Below are 6,772 nucleotides of genomic sequence, written 5' to 3'. Positions count from 1 at the left end.
CGCTCCTGCCCTGGTGACGACTCGGAGGGGACACCGGGACCGTGGGCAGGATTCGGCGTTCGGCCCGGTGTTGTCGTGACGTCGGGGTGAGACTAGTTCAAAAGGATGGTGCCAGTAAACACTAGTCCCTCACAACTACGGCGAGTGCTCACAGAAGTGACCATATCGGCTCCTCCCATCCTCCATGCCGACCAGCTCGCCGCCATGCCCTGACCTGTTGGTCCGGGCGGCAGGCCGCCTGGCTGAGGCGCCCGATGCCGTGACCCACAGGATGCGGAAGATGACATTACGCCATAGCGACGACAGTCTGGCGGCGGGGGGCACTCGAGTGCCGATAGTTATCTTTCGTTGCCATGTAGTAGTGAAAATTGTCGCCTTGGTAGAGTCATCCGATCACGGATAGTGTCGATCGCTATGAGATGTCTCGCTCCTGCATCCCGCGGGGGCGCATCCCGCGTGAGCCACACGGCCCGCCCGGGGCTGTGACGGCCCGGGGTCAGTGGCGGCCCGGGGTCAGTGGCGGCCCGGGGTCAGTGGCGGCGGGTGCGGGTCGCGCGGCGGGAGAGCAGGCCGGCGGTCTCCAGGACGTGCAGTTCGACCGCGAGTTGGTGAACCTCGGCAGGCAGGGAGCGGTAATGGCCGGACAGGGCTTCGACGGCGGCCTGCGCGCGGTCCGCGAGATCGTCCAGGGCCCGCTGATGAGTGCGCATCTGCGCCCGCTCATCCTGAATCGCACGAACCGTGTCCTCCTGCCACCGCCGGGTACGCATCAGGTGCTCGCTGGCGTCCGCGGCCTGGCGCTCAGCATCCTCCAGCCGCCCGAGGAGCTGATCAAGTTGGTCCAACCTTGTTACCAGCTCCGCGATAAGATCATTGCGAACCGGGTACGTCGGTTTGGTCATCGGACCGCGTCGTGCACGTCGTGGGCCATGTCACGGATGTCGTCCCGTGTGCTGAGGCACGTCAGGTCGTGGGCGCGGCGGGGGATGTGACCGTTGTCATGCAGGTCCGTTGCAAGGGTCAGCACGGGGTGTGATCGCAGTCCTAGCCGTCTGCCGTTGGCCGGCCGCTGGGACGGCGGTTGACGGTGGGTTCCCGCGCGAAGGGCCGACACAGCCGATTACGGTAGCCGACGCCGTGGTCTTCGTGAATCCCGTCGTCGGGTGATATATCGGAACTGCATAGTCGTAAATAGCTATCAAAGCGAGACGGTAGTCCTGATGGGTCGCTGTCCTCAGGAGCGGTAGGGCCGAACGGGAGGACGGCAGGGCGCTCCGGTGGTATCCACCCAGCGGCCGGGCCTGACCCGCAGCACCCCTGGCGATAGTCCGAACGGGTGATACCCACGCCCTGCGATGGCCGCACGACGGGGTCTGGTACGTCCGTAATCCACCTGGATTTGCCTGGTTCGGGGCACCGATCTACTCTCGCCTCTCCGCGGCAGCCGGTACCCCGACTCAGGTTGCCCGGGGCCTGTGGCCGGGCGAGCGGTATCATGATCGTATGACCTTCGGCCGGCGGGTTTCCTCTTCACCGTACCGGGTTCACGGGTGAGGCGGTCGGTTGCAGTGACCTGATCCCGGTGATTCAACGGGCGTAATAGACTACACCATCGGCTTGATGCGTGGTCGTTGTTGTATGGTTCTTGTCGCCTGGGTTTTTTATCTGTGATTACAGCCAGCCGTTGCGCTTGAAGGACCGATACAGCGCGAAGCAGATCGTCGCCATCAGACAGAGAACGGCCGGATATCCCCAGACCTGCCGCAGCTCCGGCATATGATCGAAATTCATTCCGTAGATGCCGGCGACCGCCGTCGGAACCGCGGCGATGGCGACCCAGGCGCTGATACGGCGCATGTCCTCGTTCTGCGCGATGGTCACCTGCGTCAGGGTTGCCTGGATGATCGACGACAGCAGTTCATCGAATCGCGCTATTCGCTCGGTGACCAGTTCGAGGTGGTCGGCTACATCACGGAAGTACTCCTGAATCCGCGGTGGGATCCTGCCGACGCCCGGCTCGGTGAGCGCCCGCACCGGAGCGGCAAGTGGCGTGACGGCGTGTTTGAGCTCAAGCACCTCGCGTTTGAGCTGGTAGACCTTGCTGGCGTCGGGGCGGGTCGAGCGGCGGAAGACCGAGCCCTCGATGGTGTCGATGTCGACTTCGATCTTTTCGGTGACGACCAGGTAATCATCGACAATCTGGTCGCAGATGGCGTGGAGGACGGCCGACGGTCCTAGGCGTAGCATTTCTGGTTGCTTCTCCAACCGGCTGCGCAGCGCTTGGAGCCCGCCGTGTTCACCATGGCGGACCGTGACGATGAAGTCCCGTCCGAGAAATACCATCACCTCGCCGGTGTGGACGATTTCCGATGTCGCGGTCAGCTCCTCGTGTTCCACGTAACAGGCGGTCTTGAGGACAACGAAAAGCGTCTCCCCGTATCGTTCCAGCTTCGGCCGTTGGTGGGCGGTGACGGCGTCCTCGACGGCGAGGGGATGCAGGCCGTAGACATCGGCGATATTGGACAGATCCGCCGCACTCGGTTCGTAAAGGCCGAGCCAGGCGAAACTACCGCGGTGGTGCTCCCGGGCGACGCGCAGGGCATCGGTGTGGTGGATAGGTTGCGGGTCGCGAGCGCCGTCCCGGTAGACGTGGCAGGCGACCACCCGGCCGGTTGGTGTCGAAGGGTCCTCAGGGCGGGTGCGGCGCCGTTTGGGGACCATTCGGACCAGGGATACTGGTCTGGCCAGGGCACCCGCCAGCCATCCCGCCGGGGTCGACGGATGGCTGGCTGCATGCGGTGCGGACGGGTACCGCCTGTCATGCCGATCGCCGGTGTCGTCATCGACATGATCGTCGCTCACTTGCGGTTCCTTCCGTCGATGGTCCTGCCGGTCGCCAGGTATGTCGGTCTGGCCTCTTCTGGTGCCGGGTGTTTCGAGCGGGCTTAGAGCGCCCGACAAGAGGGGCGTGCCATGCCGTGCCAGCGCCAGTGGCGTGGCGTGCCAGTGGCGTGGCGGCACCGGGGCACGCACCTTGCCGCAGCGCTACCCGTCCAGCGCTACCCGTCCATCGCTACCCGTCCATCGCTGCGCGATGCACGGGTACCCCGGCTCGTCGGTCGACACCCACCACCAGGGTGGCCCCCTTCTCGCACCTCGCGATCCCACCCGCCCCAGCCCCACTCCTTGACCCACGCCCCTACTGCCAGGCGCTCTTAACGATGTGAATCTGATGCTTCTGCCACAACACCAGATGCACATCGTTCCTGAAGAGCGTCCGGTAACAGGGGCGCGGCCTCGCGGGGCCGGGGCACGCACCTTGCGTTGGTGTCGTCGGGTGAATAGCGGAGCTCAAACCTTGAGCGTACAGTTTGACCGATGACCGTCGACGGTCGACCGTAGTGTGCCGAATTCGCTGCTGTCGGCTCGGTCGTCGCACCGTGGAAGTACGCAGGCGTGGGGGTGGCGATGACGTCCACAACAGGGCCGGGATCCGCGACGGGGCCGGGATCCACAACGGGGCCGGGAGATGGACGACCAGTCAGGGATCCCGGGGTCGGCGAACGGAATGATCCGGGCGAGATGTCCCTCCTTGAGATGATCAGCGCCTCCCATGATGATGCGACGCAGCTTGTCAAGCTGACCTTCACCGAAGCGGCGACCTCCGGGGACCCCAGACGCGCATTGCGGGCTGCCGATACCGCGGTTGCGGCGATCAGTGCACATATGTACTCGGTGCAGACCTCCATTTACCCGGTGGCGCGCCGCCGCCTCCCGGACAGCCGGCCGCGTATCGCGGAGCTGTGTGCCCAGGGGCGGGAAACGTCGTCGGTGCTACGTGGCATCTCCCAGCACATCCAGGGCGACGTGCACCGGCCGGGCGAGTCGATGGGAGCGCTGCGCGAGCGCTTGGCCGAGCTCGAGGAGCAGCACATCGCCGCTGAGGACATTCTGGTTGCCGACCTTGAGAAGGAACTTTCCTCGGACGAGCGTCGCCGGCTCATCATGTCGTTCCGACGGGCGATGCGGCGGGCACCCACCCGCCCCCACCCGTACATTCCCCGCTCCGCTGTGGTTGGAGGCCTCGTCCTGCGGCTTGCCGGGAGCTGGGATCATGTCCTCGACACCATGGATGCCCGGGTTGCCGCGGGTGGACGGATCCGGGCACCCGCGCCGGCGGGACTGTGGGGCTGGTACCTGCTCGGACGTCCGACTCCGACTCCGGCTCCGTCGCCGGACACCGCCAGCACCGCCAGCACCGATGTCTCCTCTGGTGCCCCTGGTGCCGCCAGCACCGACGCTGGTGGCATCGCCGGTCGGCGGCAGGTCCCTCGTGGCGCCCAGGCGGCCGGGGTTGGAGGGCACGGGCCGCGAGGGCGACGGCGACCGCGTCGGTAGCCACCGAGATGATGGCGAGGTCCTAGGATTACGCGTATGGGACGTGCTCGTGTGCAGCGTGTGACCCTTGCGGATCTTCTGGATGAGGTCGGTCCGGCACAGGCCACCTTGTGCGACGGTTGGACGGCGCATGATCTTGTCGCTCATCTGGTGACTCGGGACCGGGTGCCGCACGCGCTGCCTGGTTTGGCGATAAAGTGGTTGCACGGTGTGACGGTGGCGGCGGAGCGGTCCACGATGCGCGGCGACACCTATCCGAACCTGGTGGAAATTTTCCGTGGCGGCCCGCCGTGGTGGCATCCAGCCCGTGTCGGACCGGTTGACGATGCCACGAACCTGGTCGAGTTCTTCGTCCATCATGAGGACGTTCGGCGGGCCAGACCCGGATGGGAGCGACCCCTGCTTGACGCGGGGACGCAGCTGGCGTTGTGGAGATCGTTTCAACTGTTCGGTCGGGCCGCCTACCGGCGGTCCGCCGTCGGAGTGATCGCCGAGCGTGCTGACGGCCCGGGGCGGGTTGTGCTGCGGCGTGGTGCCGGTAACGTGACCCTCGTCGGCGACCCGGCCGAACTCCTCCTGTTCGCCTTCGGTCGCCGTGACCACGCCGTTGTCGACATTCACGGCGACAACGGCGTGGTCACGGCGTTCGCCGAAGACCGGGTCAGCCTGTGAGTGGGTAGCCGCTCATCGTAGCGGCGGCAACGTCGTCACCACAGCGATGCGTAGGCCTGGGCGCTGCTGGGCTCTTCAACTGGGCCGGTCAGGGAGGAATGGACGTTGCCCGGGTCCGAATTGCTGAAATACGCCTCGTACGACACGACATCGGCGTTGGCGACGAACGTGTCGTGCATTTTCCGGATGTAGAAGGGGTTGTCTCCGCCGGACTGCCCGGCCCTTCCGGCACCGGTGTCGTGGGTGCCGACGAGCCCCCATTCCGGCACGGAGAACTTCTTGCCGTGCGCGCGGGCAAACTTGATCACAGAGCAGAGTCCTTCGGCTTCGTCGCACTGGGTGTTCCAGGAGTTCTCGTCTGTACTTGCCGGCCACATGTCAAAGGTGTCGATGCCGATGACATCGACGTATGCGTCACCCGGGTAGAAATCGAAGGCGCCGTCGGTGTGCGAGTTCAGCGTCCAGTCGATCCGGGCCTGGGCATCTGTCTGCCGGATGGCACCGACCACCTGCTGGAAGCAGCCGACCCATGACCCCGGTTTGTTCGACGCAGACCAGGGGAACCAGTCGCCGTTGAATTCCCAGGCAAGCCGGACGATGCTGTTCGCGCGGCCCTGACCGATCAGCCACCGGCCGAACTCCTGCCAGTGCGAGTTGTACGCTCCCGACGCGCAGGCGCCGATGTCGCCGCCGGAGTCGGGGAAGAACGGCTGACTGATCACCCAGGTGCCGGCGAAGCCGGCGAATTTCTCGGGGTCCGAGCCGAGCCATGGGTGCGTTATCGTTTCCCAGCTTGACCGGTCGGCAAAGGTGACGATCACGTCAACCGGCCGGCCACGAAAGGCAGCCCACTGGTTCGCCTCCGCCAGAGTGCCCGCGGCGACGCCGCTGGTCCATCCGCCGGACAGGGGGCCGCCGCCGGGAACTGTGGCTCCGCCGGGAACTGTGACTCCGCCGGGAACTATCGATCCGCCGGGCGCCACGGCGGCCACGGCGGCTGATCGGACGGTGGTGGCGACCTGTGGCGGTCCGGCGTAGGTGCTGCTGCTGGCGGCCGGCGCGTGGCCAGGGCCGCTGTTCGGGTCGTCGTTGCCGACCCCGGCCGTCGGGATGGACGCGCCGGCGACCGGCGTGACGGACGGCCCGGACGTGGTCGCCAGCGTTGCATTCCCGACACCATCACCTCTGATCGGGGCGACGTGACAGCCAAGGCTCGTGGCAGCGACCGCGAGAGCACCCAGGCCGGCGAGCCAGACCCGGCCACGGATCGACACCACCTTCTTGGCTGCCGCTGTCGGGCCGAACCTGGGTGGCGCTGCCGTGCGGGGTGCGAGCGCGCGCCTGCTTTCCGCTGCGACCTGGACGAGTTCTTGCTGGTCCGTTGTCGATTCTGCTGCATCGGCAGATGTTGTTTTTTGCAGTGTGTAACGTGTTTCATCGGTGGTTTCTCTGTGTTTCACAGTTGACTCCCTCCGCGTGACGGGGCCGTCTCGCGACCCTGGACGTCGCCGAAGTGGACGTCGCCGCACGACACGTGGGCCTCGCAGATAGGGAAATGTTCCGGGCGACGGGCTTCAGCAGGCCTGGCGTGGGCCTGCGGCAGCAAAGTCATCATCGGACGATGAGGCTACACGGACCCGGTTCAGCACCCGCCAGATGGGCATACTGGCAGGTCAAGGAGTTATTGATCAGACTTCTGCAC

General features: G+C 66.0%; 5 protein-coding genes. 2 read left to right on the top strand and 3 right to left on the bottom strand.

What is annotated here, in order from left to right; translation table 11 throughout:
- Nucleotides 1-530: 530 nt before the first annotated feature.
- The gene (locus U9977_RS22510) at nucleotides 531-902 is read right to left on the bottom strand and encodes a hypothetical protein (RefSeq protein ID WP_322751280.1); all 372 of its coding nucleotides are present in this window, start codon (nucleotides 900-902) and stop codon (nucleotides 531-533) included.
- 769 nt (nucleotides 903-1,671) lie between these two features.
- Nucleotides 1,672-2,862, bottom strand: a complete 1,191-nt coding sequence (locus tag U9977_RS22505) for a magnesium and cobalt transport protein CorA (protein ID WP_322751279.1) — start codon at nucleotides 2,860-2,862, stop codon at nucleotides 1,672-1,674.
- Nucleotides 2,863-3,582: 720 nt separating this feature from the next.
- Between U9977_RS22505 and U9977_RS22500 the strand changes: the two genes are divergently transcribed.
- Both U9977_RS22500 and U9977_RS22495 read left to right on the top strand, forming a co-directional pair.
- Entirely contained in the window at nucleotides 3,583-4,398 is an 816-nt protein-coding gene (locus U9977_RS22500; protein ID WP_322751278.1) for a hemerythrin domain-containing protein, read from the top strand.
- A gap of 51 nt (nucleotides 4,399-4,449) precedes the next feature.
- Nucleotides 4,450-5,070, top strand: coding sequence for a TIGR03085 family metal-binding protein (locus U9977_RS22495; protein ID WP_322751277.1), 621 nt, complete (start codon nucleotides 4,450-4,452; stop codon nucleotides 5,068-5,070).
- A gap of 35 nt (nucleotides 5,071-5,105) precedes the next feature.
- Here U9977_RS22495 and U9977_RS22490 read toward each other — a convergent pair whose 3' ends face one another.
- Nucleotides 5,106-6,344 carry a glycoside hydrolase family 26 protein gene (locus U9977_RS22490; RefSeq protein ID WP_322751276.1) on the bottom strand — a complete coding sequence of 413 codons (1,239 nt, stop codon included), beginning with the start codon at nucleotides 6,342-6,344 and terminating at the stop codon, nucleotides 5,106-5,108.
- Nucleotides 6,345-6,772: the final 428 nt, after the last annotated feature.

Origin of the sequence: Protofrankia sp. Cas8 (genome assembly GCF_963555845.1) — a bacterium.
In the GTDB taxonomy this organism is placed as follows: Bacteria; Actinomycetota; Actinomycetes; order Frankiales; family Frankiaceae; genus Protofrankia.
Note: the sequence above shows the minus strand (reverse complement) of the source record. Positions and strands in the feature narration are given on the sequence as shown.

What these genes read in the sequence shown, in the direction of transcription:
- U9977_RS22500 (WP_322751278.1), top strand. Translation starts at nt 3,583, where the DNA reads ATGTCCCTCCTTGAGATGATCAGCGCCTCCCATGATGATGCGACGCAG.
- U9977_RS22510 (WP_322751280.1), bottom strand. Translation starts at nt 902, where the DNA reads ATGACCAAACCGACGTACCCGGTTCGCAATGATCTTATCGCGGAGCTG.